Annotated in this window: 17 protein-coding genes; 6 read left to right on the forward strand and 11 right to left on the reverse strand. The window is 68.0% G+C overall.

What is annotated here, in order from left to right:
* Positions 1–213 precede the first annotated feature (213 nt).
* From ACKUB9_RS30785 to ACKUB9_RS30800, 4 genes are all read right to left on the reverse strand, one after another.
* Complete coding sequence (locus tag ACKUB9_RS30785; RefSeq protein ID WP_407519531.1) at positions 214–375, reverse strand: hypothetical protein; 162 nt, start codon at positions 373–375, stop codon at positions 214–216.
* Positions 376–603: 228 nt separating this feature from the next.
* On the reverse strand, positions 604–816 hold the full coding sequence (locus ACKUB9_RS30790) for a hypothetical protein (protein ID WP_407519532.1): 213 nt from the start codon (positions 814–816) through the stop codon (positions 604–606).
* 730 nt (positions 817–1,546) lie between these two features.
* Positions 1,547–1,750, reverse strand: coding sequence for a hypothetical protein (locus tag ACKUB9_RS30795; RefSeq protein ID WP_407519533.1), 204 nt, complete (start codon positions 1,748–1,750; stop codon positions 1,547–1,549).
* A gap of 98 nt (positions 1,751–1,848) precedes the next feature.
* Positions 1,849–2,058 carry a hypothetical protein gene (locus tag ACKUB9_RS30800; protein WP_407519534.1) on the reverse strand — a complete coding sequence of 70 codons (210 nt, stop codon included), beginning with the start codon at positions 2,056–2,058 and terminating at the stop codon, positions 1,849–1,851.
* 276 nt (positions 2,059–2,334) lie between these two features.
* On the opposite strand from ACKUB9_RS30800, the gene ACKUB9_RS30805 reads away from it, so the two are divergent.
* Positions 2,335–2,541: a hypothetical protein gene (locus tag ACKUB9_RS30805; RefSeq protein WP_407519535.1), complete on the forward strand. Its 207-nt coding sequence runs from the start codon at positions 2,335–2,337 to the stop codon at positions 2,539–2,541.
* A 60-nt stretch (positions 2,542–2,601) separates the two neighbouring features.
* Here ACKUB9_RS30805 and ACKUB9_RS30810 read toward each other — a convergent pair whose 3' ends face one another.
* The gene (locus ACKUB9_RS30810; RefSeq protein WP_407519536.1) at positions 2,602–3,018 is read right to left on the reverse strand and encodes a Ros/MucR family transcriptional regulator; all 417 of its coding nucleotides are present in this window, start codon (positions 3,016–3,018) and stop codon (positions 2,602–2,604) included.
* A gap of 763 nt (positions 3,019–3,781) precedes the next feature.
* Here ACKUB9_RS30810 and ACKUB9_RS30815 point away from each other — a divergent pair.
* Positions 3,782–6,199 carry an MASE4 domain-containing protein gene (locus ACKUB9_RS30815; protein ID WP_407519537.1) on the forward strand — a complete coding sequence of 806 codons (2,418 nt, stop codon included), beginning with the start codon at positions 3,782–3,784 and terminating at the stop codon, positions 6,197–6,199.
* A 154-nt stretch (positions 6,200–6,353) separates the two neighbouring features.
* On the opposite strand, the gene ACKUB9_RS30820 is transcribed toward ACKUB9_RS30815, so the two are convergent.
* The 4 genes from ACKUB9_RS30820 to ACKUB9_RS30835 all read right to left on the reverse strand — a co-directional run bounded on the left by ACKUB9_RS30820 (position 6,354) and on the right by ACKUB9_RS30835 (position 11,675).
* Positions 6,354–8,879 carry an HWE histidine kinase domain-containing protein gene (locus ACKUB9_RS30820; RefSeq protein WP_407519538.1) on the reverse strand — a complete coding sequence of 842 codons (2,526 nt, stop codon included), beginning with the start codon at positions 8,877–8,879 and terminating at the stop codon, positions 6,354–6,356.
* Positions 8,880–9,797: 918 nt separating this feature from the next.
* A complete protein-coding gene (locus ACKUB9_RS30825; RefSeq protein ID WP_407519539.1) occupies positions 9,798–10,043 on the reverse strand; it encodes a hypothetical protein in 246 nt (81 codons plus the stop codon).
* A gap of 384 nt (positions 10,044–10,427) precedes the next feature.
* On the reverse strand, positions 10,428–11,321 hold the full coding sequence (locus ACKUB9_RS30830) for an NAD-dependent epimerase/dehydratase family protein (protein WP_407519540.1): 894 nt from the start codon (positions 11,319–11,321) through the stop codon (positions 10,428–10,430).
* A 42-nt stretch (positions 11,322–11,363) separates the two neighbouring features.
* On the reverse strand, positions 11,364–11,675 hold the full coding sequence (locus ACKUB9_RS30835) for an HTD2 family dehydratase (RefSeq protein WP_407519541.1): 312 nt from the start codon (positions 11,673–11,675) through the stop codon (positions 11,364–11,366).
* 167 nt (positions 11,676–11,842) lie between these two features.
* On the opposite strand from ACKUB9_RS30835, the gene ACKUB9_RS30840 reads away from it, so the two are divergent.
* Together ACKUB9_RS30840 and ACKUB9_RS30845 are read left to right on the forward strand one after the other, a co-directional pair.
* Entirely contained in the window at positions 11,843–12,175 is a 333-nt protein-coding gene (locus ACKUB9_RS30840; protein WP_407519542.1) for a hypothetical protein, read from the forward strand.
* A gap of 214 nt (positions 12,176–12,389) precedes the next feature.
* Positions 12,390–13,760, forward strand: coding sequence for an FAD-dependent oxidoreductase (locus ACKUB9_RS30845; RefSeq protein WP_407519543.1), 1,371 nt, complete (start codon positions 12,390–12,392; stop codon positions 13,758–13,760).
* A 52-nt stretch (positions 13,761–13,812) separates the two neighbouring features.
* Here the strand turns inward: ACKUB9_RS30845 and ACKUB9_RS30850 are convergent, their stop codons facing one another.
* Positions 13,813–14,793, reverse strand: a complete 981-nt coding sequence (locus tag ACKUB9_RS30850; protein ID WP_407519544.1) for a cupin domain-containing protein — start codon at positions 14,791–14,793, stop codon at positions 13,813–13,815.
* A gap of 226 nt (positions 14,794–15,019) precedes the next feature.
* Between ACKUB9_RS30850 and ACKUB9_RS30855 the strand changes: the two genes are divergently transcribed.
* Positions 15,020–15,457 (forward strand): tRNA-dihydrouridine synthase, encoded by a 438-nt coding sequence (locus ACKUB9_RS30855; protein ID WP_407519545.1) that lies wholly within the window; start codon positions 15,020–15,022, stop codon positions 15,455–15,457.
* A 258-nt stretch (positions 15,458–15,715) separates the two neighbouring features.
* A complete protein-coding gene (locus ACKUB9_RS30860; protein ID WP_407519546.1) occupies positions 15,716–16,249 on the forward strand; it encodes a YkgB family protein in 534 nt (177 codons plus the stop codon).
* 321 nt (positions 16,250–16,570) lie between these two features.
* On the opposite strand, the gene ACKUB9_RS30865 is transcribed toward ACKUB9_RS30860, so the two are convergent.
* Entirely contained in the window at positions 16,571–17,191 is a 621-nt protein-coding gene (locus ACKUB9_RS30865) for a CGNR zinc finger domain-containing protein (protein ID WP_407519547.1), read from the reverse strand.
* Positions 17,192–17,292 lie beyond the last annotated feature (101 nt).

Genomic DNA, 17,292 nt, shown 5'->3' on the forward strand with positions numbered 1-17,292 from the left:
ACGCCCGACGAGTGTGCCAACTTCTTCATCGCTGCCGGATACGATCCAGATTAAACCGAAAACGCTCTAGGGCTTCGGTAAAGTTCTCGGCGATCCGACATCGGAGTGGCCTCTCGCTTCGCGCCGAGCGTATGCCAATCGGCACCGGACCGCGAGCGAAAGAGAGGGCGGCAGGTCGGGCCGGTGTGCCGCGTCAGATTTCCAGCACAGACGTTATGCCGGCCGCGCCAGCAGGATCGCCGTCCGGCCTGCCATGCGCCGCTGCGCCTCCAGAGCGTCCGTCAGCGCCGGCACCTCGCGGGCGTAGGCGTTCGCAGGCATGACCGCCGCAAGGTCGAGCGCGATACCGTCCGCGATCGCGCGCGGGCCGGGCATCGGGTCAGCCAGGCTGCCAGCGACGGCCGCGGTCAGGTCGGAAGCGGTTGGCCTTGTAGAGGTCGCCGAGGGACGACGAGTCAGCCACGTCCGAACTCCCACACCACCACACCCCGACAACGCCCCGGCTTGTTCCGCTGGCACCGCCATGGATGCACCCGCAGGATCTCGGCCGACACCTCCCACACCGGGCAGGGGCAGGGCGTCAGCTCTTGCCCGGGAGTCTCACTAATCAGATGCACGACGAAAGCAGATTTCTTCGTGTGGCGAGTCGTTCATGATTGTGCAGCCGTACTGCCGGGCAAATTCGTGACAACGCATGCGGGCGCCATCATCAGGATCTCCGGGTGGGAAAAGATCAGCGTACACATCGTGGTGGATGCACGCTTCCTGGCCGGGCCTCAGATCGGTGAGCACCTGCGCAAGTTCATCCAGGTCCATGCAGCCCTCCCGGTCTAGCCAGCTGCCCAAAGACGAAGCAGTAGTCTGTTTCGAGCCTCAGGAGGAGAGCCAACCGACGGTGGTCCTTCTCCAGGGTCTCGACCCGGTCCTCGGGCCTGAAGCCGGAACAGGGTGCTCGGCCCGGCGAGAGGCTGGCATGGCCCTGGTTCCAGCCCAGGACGGCAGACGAGAAGGCGGCGTCAACGAGAGCGGCAGCGGTCATGCTCGCCCGCCGGGACGGCGAGATGCTTCGCGCGGCCGGTGCGCGGCGCGCTGAGGAACCAGCTCCGCCCAAGGGTGGTTGGCCCAGCACGCACATAGGAGCTCTCCACGCCGGCCGGATCCTCCCCCCGCGTCGGCGTTTCTTTGCGCGCTGTAGGAAAGCACGGGCCGGGCACGTGGCCGCTGCACTGGTCCGCCACCCGAGCCCGAGCCGAGCCGCTGTCCCACCGTCGGTGTCCGGCCGACACGGAACACGCGCAGCCTCGCATGGGTCGCGGGCGCGGACCCTCACGAAGATCCGGGAAGTGGATCCGCCTGCCACCGTGGTCTCGCCGAAAGGCCGATCAGCTGGTCTCGACTGCCGACCCCTGCGTTGGCCGTCAGTCCGGAGCCAAGGGCTAGGCCGGCGAGAGCAGCGCCCGATCGCGTTGCGACCGGGCGCTGCTCCAAGTCTTTGATTCGTCGCATTTTCTGCGACGAACCGGCATCCACTTCGTCGGACAATGCTCTATGCACTCGGCGCCACGGCCTCTCGGGTCGCCGCCGTGGCGACGATCTCGGCTTGGCAGCTGAAGGCTTGAAACTCCTCGCGGTGGATGCGCGTGGCCCAGGCGAGCGCCCGCGCCTCCCTGCGCATCCCCTCCAGCCGCTCGCACAGCCGGCGCGCCTGCAGGATGGCGCGGTCCGCGCGGATCAGCAGGTCGTCATCCATGGGCACCTCCGCGGCAGAGGCGGCGGGAATACACCCATGCTAACGGACCCGCACCCGGAGGTCATCCAGCCCCGCCGCTCGGTGCGAGGCGCCGGCCGTCAGGCCGGATCCCAGTCGGGCAGCTCCTTGATGGCAGCCGAGACGAACTCAGCGAGCGGCTGGGGCGTCCCGCCCGGCGGCGAGATGAAGACTTCCCCGACACCCTCCCGCTGCATCGTGCGGCCGGTCTCGATCGCGGCCTCTGCGGTCTCGCGGCGCAACGAGAGCGGGCCGGCGGGTGTCTCGATCGTGACGGTGAAGGTGTCCATCCGGCTCCATGCCTCTCCGGCCAGTGCAGGAGACAGCGAAACGAGGCGACAGAGGTTCCGACCTGCCACGACTGACAGGTGCGACGAGCGGGCCGCGGCCGGACCGCCTGCAAGGCGGATGGATCCGCGTGATCGGTCTGGGTATTACCTGTGTGGGAGTTCGCGTATCGGTCCGGTCACGCCACCCAGGTGACGTTCATGACGAACCCAGTGAAGCATTGTTTGCGCAGGCTTGACCATGCGTCGGCCATCTCGGACACAACCGCCACGACGCTCGTGTCTGACGCCCTCAACGAGCTGGAAGCGGCCTACACCCATCCGACGGACCGCATCCTGGCGCTGGAGACCGTGCTCCACGGCTACCGCGATCTCCAGACGGGGCGGCATGTAGCGCCGTTCCAACGCGTCCTGACGAGCAGCGTCGACCAGCGTCAGACCCTCCTGTCGCGATCCGGCCCTCGGCCCGTGAGGCGGGAGCACTGAGTACGACGGGCAAGCGGCGGCCGGACTGACGGGACATCTCCAGCCGCCGCCTGCCTGCGATCAGGCGGACCGCTTCTGTCGCGGCCGGCCGAGCCCGATGCTCTTGGCGAGTTCGGAGCGCTGCGCGGCGTAGTTGGCCGCCACCATCGGGTAGTCGGCCGGCAGACCCCACCTCTGCCGGTACTCGGCGGGCGTGAGGCCGCGGCCCGAGAGGTGGCGCTTGAGCGACTTGTAGGGCCGTCCGTCCTCGAGGCTGATGATGGCGTCCGGCGTCACTGTCTTCTTGATCGGCACCGGCGGAGTCAGCCTCTCCGGCTCAGGAGCAGCCAGCTGACCGAGCTTGGCGAGTTGGTCGTGAACGCTGTGGATCAGCGTCCGCAGCTCGCCCACGGGGACGTTGTTGTGGGAGACATAGGCCGCAACGATGCCGGCTGCCAAAGGGATCAGGCTACGTTCAGGTTCGATCTCGTTCTCCACCGAGGCGCTCCTTATATTGTTGTATCCAGCCGTTTGGCTTGGCATACCGAGTTTGCCAATGCGTAAGAGCTCATGTCAACGCATGAGTACTGAGATGTACAGGAAGAATGCAGGCATACGCCAGGATCGAGACATGAGCGTTGCCCGGCACGAAAGACCCACTCTCGGCGGGGCAGATGGGCAGCGGCCGAACTGACAGGTATCTGGTCCGGTTGCCCCTTGGCTGATCCGGTTGGATCTGCTCGACGCACGGTGTCCCCGCGCCGCTCACAGCAAGGATTCCCATAAGCCGACCTTCGGCGGATGGCATGAGGACAGGAGTCGTCATACGCCGGCCTCCGATTGTCCGCTGTCGGGTGACGTGCCGCCGCTCCGGCAGCGTTGCTCGAAGGTCCGGACGTGGCGCCGAGCCGAACAAGCCTGACGGAAACTCATGACCCGAAGCGGACGGCATGGGCTTCTGCTCGCGCACGCTCCGATAGACCCATCGCGCGTACTCCGACCGGACCAGCGACGAGGAGGGCGGCATGCACTGAGAGCAGCGCCCGATCGCGCTGCGACCGGGCGCTGCTCTCAGTCCTTGTCTTGCCGCATTTTCTGCGACGAACCGGCATCCACTTCGTCGGAAGAAGCTCTAGGATCTAGTGGTCGTGGGCCCGTCCGAAAGCCATTCGATAGCGTCCGGATCGGTGTCGTGGTACCCCGTGACCCGCGAGCGACTTGCCGTCACGGTCAGCCATCGCGCTTCAGGACGGAGCATACGATGAGCGAGGCCGCGGCGGCCAACACCTTGGCAACCCTCGCGACCGCCTTGGCCGGCAGGAGGCAGCGCCGGCTCGCGGTCGCCATCTGCCTGGCCTTCGGCGCTGTCACGCTGGCCCTGCTGCCGGTGGCCGCCCGCCCCATGCCGCCGATGCCGGGCTTCGTGCCCGTCTACCAATCGGCGCTGATCGTGGTCTACGGCCTGACCACCTACCTGTTCCTCACCCAGTATCGCCGCATCCATTCGGTGCCGCTGCTCGTGCTCGGGGCCGGCAGCCTCTACGTGACGCTGATCGTCCTCCTGCAGATGCTCTCGTTCCCGAATGTCCTCGCACAGGGACGCCTCATCGGCGACGGGCCGGACACCACGACGTGGCTCTGGACCTTCTGGCATCTCGGCCCGCCGCTCTTCGCGCTGCCCTACGCCATCCTGGAGGGCGGCCGGCACCCACCGCGAGCCCCGCCGGCGCGCGCCGGACGGCTCGGCCTGCTCACGGTGGCTGGGACCGTCACGGCGGCTGCGCTCACCGGCGTCGTGGTGGCCCGCTACGTCCACCTCCTGCCCAAGTGCGTGGAGGGCGACGACTACAGGCTGCTCACGACCTCGGGCGTCGGCCCCGGGGTCGTGGCGCTGACCGTCCTCGCGCTGGCGGTCCTGTGCTGGAAGACGCGCCTGCGCACGGTGCTGCAGCTCTGGCTGGCCGTCTCGCTGCTGCTCCTCGTGTTCGACAACCTCGTGACGCTGCCGGGCGCCGCCCGCGGCACCGTGGGTTGGTTCGCGGGACGCCTGGAGGCGCTCGTCGCCGGCTTCATCCTGCTCGGCGTCTACTTGCGCGAGGTCGACTTCCTGCACGCGCAGGCCGAGGCCGCCGCCCACGAGCGCGAGGCGCGGCGGGCGGAGTTGCAGCTCGCGCGCGACAACCTCGCCCTCGCGCTCGAGGCGGCCGAGATGGGCGGCTGGGATCTCGACCTCCGCGGCGGCCCCTCGCACAGATCCGGGCGACACGACGCGATCTTCGGCTACCGCGAGCCGGTCGCGGCCTGGAACGTCGAGACCTTCCTTGGGCACGTCCTCCCGGAGGATCGGGGCGCGGTCCGGACCGCGTTCGAGACGGCAGGCGAGACGGGGCGACTCGACGTCGACTGCCGCATCCGATCGGCCGACCATGGAGCGATCCGCTCGGTCATGGTGCGGGGCAAGGTTTACCGCGACGAGCTTGGCCAGCCTCGGTCGATGGCGGGCGTCGTGATGGACACCACGCGACAGCGCGAGGCCGAGGAACGCCTGAACCAGGCCCACAAGATGGAAGCCATCGGCCAGTTGACCGGAGGCGTGGCGCACGACTTCAACAACCTGCTCACCATCATCGTGGGCAACCTCGACATGATCGTGCGCAAGCCCGACAACCCGCAGCGCGTGGAGCGGCTGGCCAATTCGGCGATGACGGCGGCGCGGCGCGGGGCCGAGGTCACCGAGAAGCTGCTGTCCTTCTCGCGGCGGCAGGTTCTGCGGCCCGAGACGGTCAACCCGAACCGGCTCTTGAAGGATTTTCAGGCCCTCCTCAGGCGTGCGGTGGGCGAGACCATCGAGGTCCGGTTCGACCTCGACGCGAGCCTCGACCCGGTGCGGCTCGACCCGGGGCAGTTCGAGAGTGCGGTGCTGAACCTCGCGGTGAACGCGCGCGACGCCATGCCGGGCGGCGGCGTCTTGACCGTGCGGACGTGCAACGCGCACCTCGACGCCCACGAGCTCGCCGACCGCCCCGACCTCCGGCCCGGTGCCTACGTCCTCGTGTCGGTCTCGGACACCGGACAGGGTATGGACGCGGCCACGCGCGGCCGCGCCTTCGAGCCGTTCTTCACGACCAAGGACGTCGGCAAGGGAACCGGCCTCGGCTTGAGCCAGGTCTACGGCTTCGTGCGGCAGGCCGGAGGACACGCGCAGATCAAGAGCGAGGTGGGCACGGGCACGTCCATCGAGCTCTACCTGCCGCGCTCCGCCGAGAAGGCTGTCGAGGAGCGCTTCGACAGCGCGCTGCCGCTGCGCCGCGCCGCCTCGGGGGAGGTGGTGCTTGTGGTCGAGGACGAGCCGGCGGTGCTGGACATGGCGGTCGAGAGTTTGGGTGAGCTCGGCTACCGGACACTGACGGCGACGCGGGCGTCCGAAGCCCTTGAGCGGCTGGGGGGTCCGGAGCGCATCGACATCCTGTTCTCGGACGTGGTCATGCCGGGCGGCATGAACGGTGTGCAACTCTCGGTCGAGGCGCGGCGCCTTCGCCCCGGTCTCCGGGTGCTCCTGACGTCCGGCTACACGGGAACGGCGCTCGACGAGCATGCGGTGCCGGCCGACTTGCCGCTGCTGAGCAAGCCCTATCGCCGGGACGAACTGGCGAACAAGCTGCGAGTCGTCCTGGGCTGACGGTCCGCGGGACTCGTCCCGGAATCAGTCGATACGAAGCCTCGGCCGGCGGCCGAGAGCATTGTCCGACGAAATGGATGCCGGTTCGTCGCAGAAAATGCGACGAATCAAAGACTTGGAGCAGCGCCCGGTCGCAACGCGATCGGGCGCTGCTCTATGGGCCGAAGACGCGCCGCAGGCTGTCCACCCCGTACGGCTTCTTGATCACGGGCACGTCGCCGAGCTCGGGCGGAACCTTGAAGCTCTCGCCGTAGCCGGTGGCGAACGCGTAGGGGATGCCGAGCTCGGCGAGCCGCTGGGCCACCGCCACGCTCGTCTCGGAGCCCAGGTTCACGTCGAGCAACGCGCGGTCGGGCGGCGACGCGTCGATCAGCCGAAGCGCCTCCCGGACCGAGGCGGCCATGTCGACCGTCTCCGCGCCCATGGCCGTGAGCACCTCCTCCGCTTCCAGTGCGATGATCATGTTGTCCTCGACCACCAGCACCGTGCCCGCGAACGCGATCGGCGCGCGCTCGTCCGGTTGCGCGGGTCGCACGGCTCGCGGCGGGGCGGCCCGGACGAAGGTGGCCGGGAGCGTGAACCGCGCGGTCAGCCCGGTCAGCGCGTAGCGAACCTCTGCCTCGCCTTTGAGCTCGTAGGGGATGGAACGCTCGATGATGGTCGAGCCGAAGCCGCGCCGGGTCGGGGCCGTGACCGGGGGACCACCCGTCTCGGCCCAATGGACGACCAAGCCGTCGAAGGCGTCCCGCTCCCAGCGGACGTTGACCCGGCCGGTGCTGTCGCTCAGTGCGCCGTACTTGGCCGAGTTGGTCACCAATTCGTGCACGACGAGCGCCATCGTGGTGAACGCCTGCGGCTCAAGCAGGACGTCGACCCCGTCGAGGACGACGCGGCCCGCCTTGGCGCCAAGGTATGCGGCGGCCTCGACGGTGAGCAGCTCGGCGAGCGAGCCCGGTCCCCAGTTGGCAGAGGTGACTTGGTCGTGAGCCCGGGCGAGCGCCTGGATGCGGTCCCCGACCAGGGCGGTGAAGTTCTCCGCATCGGCCGCGCTGGCGCGGCTCTGCGTGACCACACCTCGGATGAGGTTGAGGATATTGCGCACCCGGTGGTTCAGCTCGGCGATGAGAAGCTCCTGCCGCTCCTGCGCCTCCTTGCGCTCGCGCTCGGCCGAGTCGCTCAGCCGCAGGATCACCTCCAGCAGGGTGACCCGCAGCGCCTCGGCAGTGCGGGCCTCGGCGTCGGACCAGGGAAGCGAGCGGCCCCGCACGACCTCCTGCCACGCCTCGAAGCTCTTGCGCGGGGTCAGGCGAACGCCGTTCGGTCCGGGGTTCGCCGGCTTTTCCGGGTTGCCGGCCCAGGTCACCGTGCGCGCCACCTCCTTGCGGAAGAAGACCAGGAAATCGCGCGGCGTGCGCGAGACCGGCACCGCAAGCATCCCGGCCGCCCGCTCGGTGAAGTCGCGGCCCGGCTCGTGGAAGCGCCCGATCTCGTCGGTGGCATAGACCTGGCTCGCGGCCGTGCGGTTGAGGAAACGCACGAGGCCGGTGAACTCCTCCTGCGTCGGCGTCATCCCTTGCAGTGTGATCACGCCGTTCACCCAGAGACCGAGCCCATCGCAGGCGACGATGCCGGACAGCTCCTCGGCGAAGACGGCAAGGCCGTCCAGTCCCGCGCCGCCCGAGGCCATGGCGGTCATCAGGCGGTTGTGCGTCTCGCGCGACAGCGCTTCCTGGGCCGCCACGACCTCGCGCTCGCGGCTCTCCAGGATCCAGGAGAACATCTGCCCGAACAGCTCGGCGCCCGTGCGGCGTTCGAGCGAGATGTGGCGGGGCTCCGTGTGGTGGCAGGCGAACAGGCCCCAGAGGCGCCCGTTGCGCAGGATGGACACCGACAGGGAGGCGGCGACACCCATGTTGCGCAGGTATTCGAGGTGGATCGGCGAGACCGTGCGCAGCGTCGAGAGCGAGAGGTCGAGGGGCTCCCCCGCCGGGTCGCGCGCCGGCACGACCGGGATGGCCGGGGCGTTGACGTCGGCGATGATGCGCAGCCAGTTCCGCTCGTAGAGAGCTCTAGCCTGTTTCGGGATATCCGAGGCTGGATAGTGCAGGCCGATGTAGCGATCGAGGCCGGAGCGGACAGCCTCGGCGATGACCTCGCCCGAGCCGTCCGGGGCGAAGCGGTAGACCATGACGCGGTCGAATCCGGTCAGGGCCCGCATCTGGCGGGCGGCCTCGCGGCAGAGCGGCTCGAAGTCGGCCGTATGCTGCAGGCGGGCGACCATGGTGCGAACGAGGTTGCCCGCACTGAGGTGCTCCGTCGTGCTCGGCTCCGCCTCGATGACGATGGAGCCGCCGGACAGGTGCAGGGCCACGTCGAACGGGGGCCGGTCCGGGATCAGGTTCACCCCGAAGACCCTGTCGAAGGCGTCGGGCCCGCGCAGGGTCTGGAGGTGACCGCGCAAGAGGTGGATGGCCTCGACGTCGAGGATCTCGGCCAGGGGAATGCCGAGCAGGTCCTCCGCGGAGCGCCCGAGTCGGTCCGAGACGTTGGCACTGGCGCGGGTGACGATCCAGTCGGCCGAGACGGCGAGCAGGAAGCCGAACGGCTGGACGGCGCCGAGCACGTGGATCGGCTCCCGGTCGCAGGTGGTCAGGTCTACGGTCTGTCCTCGGTCATCCATGTCCGGCTACATACGCTCCGCGTCGTTCGAGACTGATCACACGCGAACCTAGAACTGTTCGAGAAATTCGGCGAGACGGTGCGCGCCGCCTTGGGCGCGAATGACACGGTCCGGATCGAAACCTCCAGCGGTTCGGCCACCAGCGGGTCGTCTCGCAGGCTACGGTGACACCTTCTGGGGAGTTTGGCATCTCCGCGTCGGCGATCACCCTCCGCCGATTTTCGCGCAACTTTCCCCGCTGCGGACCAGCTGCATTCAACCAATGTCAGCCGCTCAAATGGGCCATCAGCTTGCCGGGACGCGGGCCCTTCGAGGGCCCGCAATGATGCGAAAGCGGCGGTACGGGCTGCGCGAGCCCGAGGCGGTTTCCGGCGCCGTCCGGACGCTCATCACGCAACTGGCGAACAGCCGTTAGCCACCTGTCGCGGTCCTTGCGAGTGGCGACCAGCGTCAGGATGGAAGCATCATCACGCGCCCTTCGTCGCCCGCTTCCCGCAGACCTGTCAGATGCTCAGGCCGTGCGGGTCGGGATCACGGGGTGGAGGTCCCGTCACCCGACCCGCGATCCCGCGTTCGGCGGGAGCAGAGCGCAGGACAGGCGCAGCCCCGCACTGTCCGGGAGGAGATTTTCTCGCAAAGGTCAGGTGGCCAACGGCGCCCTCTCGGGGCGGTCATGGTGCTGAACTAGATGGCGAAAATCCACAGCAGGACGAGCGCGCAGGTCAGCATGACGATGCCGATCGCAAAAGTGAGGCCGTTGCTCTGCATGCGCATCCTCGTCGGAGTTGGAGACGGAATATGCCTGCCGCGTCACGAATGATCCCGTGCCTCCAAATCTCGTGACTTCAGCGCCGGTCGGACCTCAAGCATCAGCCGGCATTCCCTTTCGTGTCGGAGAGTGAGGTGCGGGCTGGGGGTCTAGCGTCCCTCATCGAAGACGAGGAGTTGCACCGCACTCTCGAATTCCGCCTGGGGCTCCTCTCGTGGAATGAACGCATCACCATTCCAGCATTCGGCCGTGAACCACTCGCGCGTAAGGTCGCCCGGCTTGGTGGCCTGCCGACGCCGAACGCGCCCGAGTATCAGATCATCGACGTAGACGTATTTCTCGCTCAGGTTGTGGGCATCTACGTACTGCCACTGTTCATCGACATGGATCGGCATCGCTCATCCCGCCTTCACCAGCAGGATAGCAGTTGCAGAATTATTATGATACGTGCCCGACTGAGGACGAAGCCTTCCGTGTTGCGGGAGGATTGATCCTTATCATACGCATGAACCCGCGTTCCCTGGCGCCGGCCTGATCCCTGTGCTGAACTGACGCTCGATTGTCCGTTGCAGGAGGGGGTGCAGGCCGGCGCAGCGGCGACGGTGCTGGTCGTGGCGCCGCATCGCCGGGGTGGTCACCCACGCCAACCACCTCTTCTTGCCGTCGGGACTGCTCATCCTGCCCCTGCCGGGCAGAGGCAGAGGCAGAGGCTGGGGCGGGGAACTGTGGTGCGGCGTCAGTCAGAGTCCCAGCGCGCCGCTGCGGGTCTCGTGCCGCGGCTAGCTCAGCATGTCGGTGAGGATGTAGCGTGTGACGGAGGTGCGGACTGGCCTCCATCCAAGCTCACGCTTCGCCTTGTCGGCTCGCACCCGGCTGTTGGAGCCAAGGGAGAAGACGGCCCGCGCGCGGCCCCACCGGGCGACCGCCTCCTGCGGGTCCCAGTCCTCGCTCGGTCCCAAAGCCAGCACCTCGCCGATCGCATCGGTGATCTCCTTGAACGAGGCCTCGCCGTTCTCGACGAAGTAGAAGCTGCCGGCCGGCGCCTTGGCGAGGGCGAGGAGGTAGAGGTCGACCATGTCGGCGACGTGCACGGTTGACCAGCGGTTGAGGCCCCGTCCGATGTGCCGGGCGACACCGCATTCCCGGGCCAGTGCGACGAGGGGCGGGATCTGAACGCTCTCGGCGGTCGGCCCGAGATGCTTGCCGTAGACCATGCTGTTGCACAGCACGACCGTGTGGACGCTTGGCGCCGCGCCGGTGATGGTGGCGTTGAGGGCGACCCTCGCTCTCTTGTCGGGGTGGGGCGTCGCGGCGGTGGTCTCCGTAAACACCGCGTCCGACGGCTCGCCCAGCGCCTCGTCGCCGACGAGGCTGGAGCCGCTGGTGTGGATGAAGCGCTTGCCGCTTCCCGCAAGGCCGCCCAGCAACGCCTCCACGGCCCCGCGATGGTCGCTGTCGGCGGCGTTGACAACGGCATCGGCTCGGCACGCTTCGGCCTCAAGGAGGGCGCTGTCGTCGAGCACTCCGATGACAGGTTCAATGCCGTGCGCGCGCAGTTCAGCCGCGCGATCGGCATTGCGGATGAGGCCGCGGACCGCGCAACCCTCCGCTGCGAGCCGTGCGGCCACCGAGCCGCCGATGTAGCCGCTGGCTCCCGTGACGAAAACGTTCATGCAGCGCTCCTTTCCCGAACTTGGATATGCTCGGCGCGGCCGTCAGACCCTCGCCTCGATCTCAGCAGCCAAGCGGCCGGCTTCGTCGAGGGCGCGTAGCCTCCAGCCGCCCTCCCGCTGATCGACTCCGAGCACGAGCGGGCGACCGCAGAAGAGCGGCGCGACGTGGCGGGCCGTCAGGCTGGCGAAGGTACTGCTCAGGTCAGTCCTCAGGAACTCCGTCAGCAGCAGGGTGACGGGTCCACCGTTGACGACTAGGTCTGGAAAGCCCTCGACCTCCCGGGCGTGACCGCGATCGAGATGGATCTTGTGAGAGTTGAAACCGAGGGCGGAATCAAAGCCGATCAGATTCATGCGGCTTCCCGCAGCGCCGACGATGCGCTTTCGATCACGACAGCTTCGAGAGAAGAGCGGCCGTCTTGAGACGATGAAGCATATAATTGCGCTCAAACAGCATTCAGGAGATCATTTGCCGTCCGTAATGTGAGCTCACGGTCGCAACCCAAGCGAAGGAGTGTCACATGTCCCACACGGCTTTCTCATCCGATCGAGCCACTGGCCGGACCGCTTCGTCGAGGCTCGTCTCCGCTGCCCTCGTCACCCTCGTCCTCGTCAGCACGGCGGCAACCCCGGCAGCGGCAGGGCACATCATGTCGGAGCCGGCCGCTGCTGCGAGGTCGGTCCGGCTGCCGCCGCTTCACATCACGATGGGCTTTCGGCACGTGAGCGCCGTCGGCCAGACCAAGCCGCCCGGTGCGGCCCTGGATTGGCGCGCCGGCACAACTCCCAGGCTCGACGCTAAAAGTCATCACCTGGATCAGCTTATCAACACCATGATCTGCAGTCGCTGCTGATCCGGCGAATGTCGAGCGCGACCGTAGCCGAAGATCGTCAACCGGACTGCCGGAACGCGTTCCCGCCCGTCTCCGCCGAGGAAGATCCTTGCGTAAGCTTATTTTCGGAGCCACGACCATGAGCGCGACAGACCCGTCAGACGAGACACGTCCGCAGCACGTGCTGGTAGGGGATACAGAGGCGGGTGCCGCATCCCGGCCGAAACACGTCGACGTGCTGATCCTCGGCAGTGGTCAAGGCGGCAAGCTGCTGGCTTGGCATCTGGGGCGCGCCGGGCGGCGGGTCGCCGTCGTCGAGCGCCGCTGGGTCGGCGGCGCGTGTCCCAATATCGCCTGCCTGCCCAGCAAGAACGAGATCTGGAGCGCCAAGGTCGCGCACCTCGTGCGCCACGCCGCGCGGTTCGGGACCATCACCGGTCCCGTCACGACCGACATGGAGGCGGTCCGCCAACGCAAGCGAACGATGGTCGAGGGCGAGGTTGCGTTCCACCTCAAGGCATACCGCGATGCCGGCGTCGACCTGATCATGGGCACTGGGCGCTTCGTCGCCCCCAAGACCCTGGAGGTGCGGCTCAACGATGGCGGCACGCGCGTGCTGACGGGTGACCACGTGGTCCTCAACCTCGGAACGCACGCGACCATCCCCGCCATTCCCGGGCTCGCCGAGGCCGCTCCGCTCACCCACATCGAGACCTTGGAACTCGATGCCGTGCCCTCGCACCTGATCGTGCTGGGTGGCGGCTATGTCGGCCTGGAGATGGCGCAGGCCCTGGGCCGCTTCGGGAGCCGCGTCACCATCCTCCAGGCCGGACCTCAGCTCCTGAGCAACGAGGATGCCGACGTCGCCGCCGAGATGCAGGAGATCCTCGCCGCCGAGGGCATCACGATCGTCACGCACGCCGAGACCCTGAGCGTGACGGGCCGCTCCGGGCAGGCGGTCAGTCTCGTCGTGCGCACGGGCGCCGGCGAGCACACCATCGAGGGGAGCCACATCCTCGTCGCCGCCGGGCGTTCACCCAACACACGAGGGATCGGGCTGGACGAGGCGGGCGTCACATTGACCGACCGAGGCTACATCCGCGTGAACGAGCGTCTGGAGACCAGCGCGCCCGGGGTATGGGCGCTTGGCGAGGCGGCAGGCAGCCCGCACTTCACCCACGTCTCCGTCGACGACTTCCGGATCATCCGGGACAATCTCGCCGGAGGCCAGCGCAGCACGCACGACCGCTTGGTCCCGGCCAGCATGTTCACCGAGCCGCCGCTCGCCCGCGTCGGGCTGAACGAGCGCGAGGCGCGGCGCCAAGGCGTGGCTGTCCGGGTGGCGCGGCTGCCGATGAGCGCCGTGCTGCGGACGCAGACGACGGGTGAGACCCAGGGCTTCATGAAGGCGCTGATCGGGGAGGACGACCGCATCCTGGGCTTCACCATGATCGGCTCCGAGGCCGGGGAGGTCGTGGCGGTGGCGCAGACCGCGATGCTGGCGGGACTGCCCTACCAGCGGCTGCGGGATGCCGTCCTGGCGCACCCGACGATGGCGGAGGGGCTCGGTCCACTCTTGGCGGGCGTGCCGCCGCGCTCCCCGTAGCACCCTGCAGGCGCCGCCCGCGCCAGCGAACGGCGCGGAGCGGCCGCCCTCCTCACGAGGGGAGTGACGGGACGGGCGATGCGGTGGACGACGCAGCCCGGCGCCACTGCGCTGGCGTGACGCCCATGCGCTGCTTGAAGGCGCGCTGGAAGGCGGCTTCGGACTGGTACCCAACCGTCTCCGCGACCGCGCCCGTGCTCGCGGACGGCTTGCGCAACTCGTTCGCCGCCAGGGTCATGCGGATGTCCGTCAGCAGCTCGCTGGCGGACTGGCCCAGTCTCTCCTGGAACTGCCGCGCCAGGGTCGCCCTCGACATGTTGCAGAGGCGCGCCAGCTCGGGCAGCGTCCACGGGTGACCCGGCTCGTTGAACAGGGCCGACAGGGCCGGAGCCAGGCGGGCGTGGCCCGCCAGGGCCAGCAAGCCGACCGGCGTCTCCCGGGCCTCGCTCGCCAGTCGCAGCGTCAGGGTGAACAGCGCCGTGGACAGCGCGTCCAACATGGCCCGGCCGCCCAGGCTGTCGGACACCGCCTCATGGCGCATGAGCGACACGAGGCCGGTCAGCACGTCGCGGGTTCCGGATACCGTCGCGGCCGCGCCCGGGTCGGCCGTTCGCACCACGAGCCGCGGCGGCAGATAGTCCCGCAGCAGGCGATCCTGGGGGCGCGCGAGCATGAAGTGCCCGCAGAGCATGTCCAGCCGCTCGCCCGCGCCCGCATTCTCGCTGATCAGCAGGTTGGAGCCCGTCCGCGTGTGCGCCGCAGCAGCAGGGGCTCCGCTGCCATCGTGGAGGACGTGCGCCTCCCCCCGCGGGAGCAGCAGGATGTCCCCGGCCGAGAGGCGCAGCGGCGGGCCGCGCGAGGGATCCTCAAGCGTGGCCGTTCCGGCGACCACGGCGTGATAGGCCATCTCGCCGACCTCCGCGCGGGCTTGGTCGATTCTCCAGGGGGCGCCATAGGTACAGTAGATGTCGAGGCGCCCACGGACGGGGACGAGCGCGAGCAGGCGGCTGAGCCAGTCCACGGGGGGTGCCATGGCGGACCTACGCGTTTGAAACGATGGGGCGGGATCTCACCCGTTTTCCGCACTAATCAGCTCGATCATGGCTTGTAAACCGGTCCCGCGTTCGGCGCGTCCCTGGCCGGGCTTCGGTCCGATCCGGGTCGTAGCCGACGAAGAGATTCGGCGCTTCGGCCCCTCTGCCGATGACAGCGACCTTGGAGCATTTTTCGACGCCGTGGAGGCCGGTTCGTCGTAGACGATGCGGCGAGATCAAAGACCTGGAGCAGGATCCCGCCGCGTGATCGGATCCTGCTCTGGTCGCGGGTGCTGGGCGCCGGGACGGTGTCGCGCGATCGAACTCCGCGGCCCAGGAGGGGCGTCCGCTGCCGGAAACCGAAGCCGAGCGCTTCGAGGATCAAGGCGTTCGGGAGCGTGGAAGGGCGGCCATGACAGTCTCGTCGCCCTCGCCCGCCGCTACGCCCCGAACCTCCCGCTGATCGCCAACGGAGGGCTTCACGATGCATCCAAGGCCCGGGAGGTCGTCGAGGCCGGGGCGGACATCGTGGCATTCGGCAAAGGAGCGCTCGCGAACCCGGACTTGCCCGATCGCATCGGTGCGGTGCGTGAACTGACCCCGTTCGATCCCGCCATTCTCGGGCCCATCGCCGACATCAAGGCGCAGGAACTCACCCACTGATCCGTGGGACGCGTCGACATCCGGTACCGCGGCCATGGTGCCGTCCGAAGGTACCGGCCTGGCGTCGTTCCGCTCGCACACCTGTGGCACGGCCGAGCCCGCCGGTTCCTGCAGAGGGCCGCCACTCCTCTCCGGCCGAAGCCGCCAACCGAGCCGCGATGAGATTTTTGGGCATATTTTCGGCCGTCAAAAGCATTAAAGGTCGCAGCCTCCGTCGATATGAAGGACGTACTGGACGCAACGCCTCCGGAGGGCATCATGAACTTCCTCATCGACAAGCTGGCCGGCTCGGGCCTGCTCCGGCGCGACCTCGACTATCACCTGCTCCGAGCCGCGATGGTCGTCATCTTCGCTTGGTTCGGGTACGACAAATGGTTCGAAGCCGAGATCAGGGGACTTCTCCCCTTGATCACGCACGGCCCGTTCACGTCTTGGACCATTCCGATCCTGGGCATTCGCGGCACGGCCATTTTCCTCGGCACTTCCGAATGGACCTTCGGCACGCTCCTGTTCCTGGGCTTCTGGAACAAGAAACTGGGCGTGTTGGGCGCCCTCGGTTCCACAGCCACATTCATCTCGACTTTGACGATCTTGCCGTTCGTGCCCGATGCCTGGGAAGCGGGCGCTGGTGGATTCCCCGCCATGGCGATGAACGCCGCCTTCCTCCTGAAAGATCTCGTCCTGCTTGTCGTCTCGATCTACTTGCTCCGGCAAGACGTGGCTCGGTCGATCGCGGCTCGCGACTCTGGCGAGGAGCGCGATACCTTCGCCTACTGGGCGCATAGGACCTGAACTGACAACGCCCCTGGGCCTCGACCGCCGGGTACAGGGGCGCTCTTTGGCCGAGCCTGCCGCGAACCCGGATGCGAGTTGCTGAAGGATCTCTGCCGTTCCGCTCTCAAGCTTCGTTCGGGGCGGAAGCACCGGATCCCTGGACGCCCAAGGGTCGGATCACTCTCATGGTAGCGGATCGTTTTCTCGGTTCGCCGAGCGACCCGCTCGAGGTCTGCGGCTAGAGCAGCGCCCGATCGCGTTGCGACCGGGTGCTGCTCTAAGTCTTTGATTTATCGCATTTTCTGCGACGAACCGGCATCCACTTCGTCGGACAATGCTCTAAGGCCTGAGGCGGCCTCTGTGGGCAGCCTGCTTAGCCCTGTTGCCGCAAACCGCCATGCTGCACCACCTCCGGCTACGGCGGCGCGTATGGTCGGCGAACATCAGCGTGCAGCGATGCCCCGCACAAGCCTTCACGTTCGTGAAGTCCTCCTCGCAGACGAGCCGGGCGAGCGCGGTCCCGATCGGCTGGAGAAGCGCTTCCGGACTGCGCCAGTGGCGCGACGCCTGCAGTTCCAGGCGCACATGACCGTCCTGTTCCCGGGCCACGACCTGGTTGAAGCTCTCATCCCGCTCCAGAAGCCGGTTGAGCGGCTTGAGATGGGCCAAGTCGTCGGCCGCGAGCGGCCGACCCCTGTGCGCGTCGACGAAGTCTCGGAACCACTCCCGCAGCTGCCGGGCCTGCGCAGCGACGACGTCGAGCTCCCCCGGCGTAGCCCGGTCCCGCACGGTCGCAACCGCGCCCGCCGGCACGAGACCGGCCTGTTCGAGCCAGCTCAGCAGACCCTCGCCGTCGCCGATCCAATCGACGGGCACATCGACGGGTGTCGCGACCGAGTTGAGGAAGTCGAGGCCGGGCGCGTCGGCCACGAAGATCGCGGGTGAGTACTGATCGTTCATGAAGTCGCCATCCAAGCCGCCGGAAACTTCGCTCCATATGACACCTAACCCCATAAATTGCACCAGGTGGGTTAGAGATGTGCCTGACGAGATCCGCGAAC

Origin of the sequence: Methylobacterium oryzisoli (assembly GCF_046557895.1) — a bacterium.
GTDB classification, from domain to species: domain Bacteria; phylum Pseudomonadota; class Alphaproteobacteria; order Rhizobiales; family Beijerinckiaceae; genus Methylobacterium; species Methylobacterium oryzisoli.